This is a genomic window from Pseudomonas sp. BJa3, from assembly GCF_026343815.1.
Lineage (GTDB): Bacteria > Pseudomonadota > Gammaproteobacteria > Pseudomonadales > Pseudomonadaceae > Aquipseudomonas > Aquipseudomonas soli.
Genome location: NZ_JAOXMC010000456.1, coordinates 1 through 244, shown reverse-complemented (window position 1 = coordinate 244; position 244 = coordinate 1). Strand labels below are relative to the sequence as shown.

Below are 244 nucleotides of genomic sequence, written 5' to 3'. Positions count from 1 at the left end.
CAGAACACCTGCCCGCCGATACGGTCGTTGTGGCCCAGCGCAGCCCATGTGAACAGGGCGGCGGCCTGGTCGGCCAGGACCGTCTTGAACTTCTGCCCGGAGCCGAAGAACAGCCGCTGGCTCTTCTCGACCATGATGAAGATCGGCCGTTCGCGCTCATCATGGAACAGCATGGTGTGCGGCTCCTGGGTGCGGGCGGTGACACGCCAGTCGATGTTTAGCACATCGTCGCCGGCCAGGTAGA

General features: G+C 63.9%; 1 protein-coding gene. It reads right to left on the bottom strand.

Annotation, left to right across the window (positions count from 1 at the left end; translation table 11 throughout):
* A partial coding sequence (locus OH705_RS28400) for a DUF58 domain-containing protein (protein WP_267303595.1) occupies window positions 1-244 on the bottom strand: 244 nt, incomplete at both ends.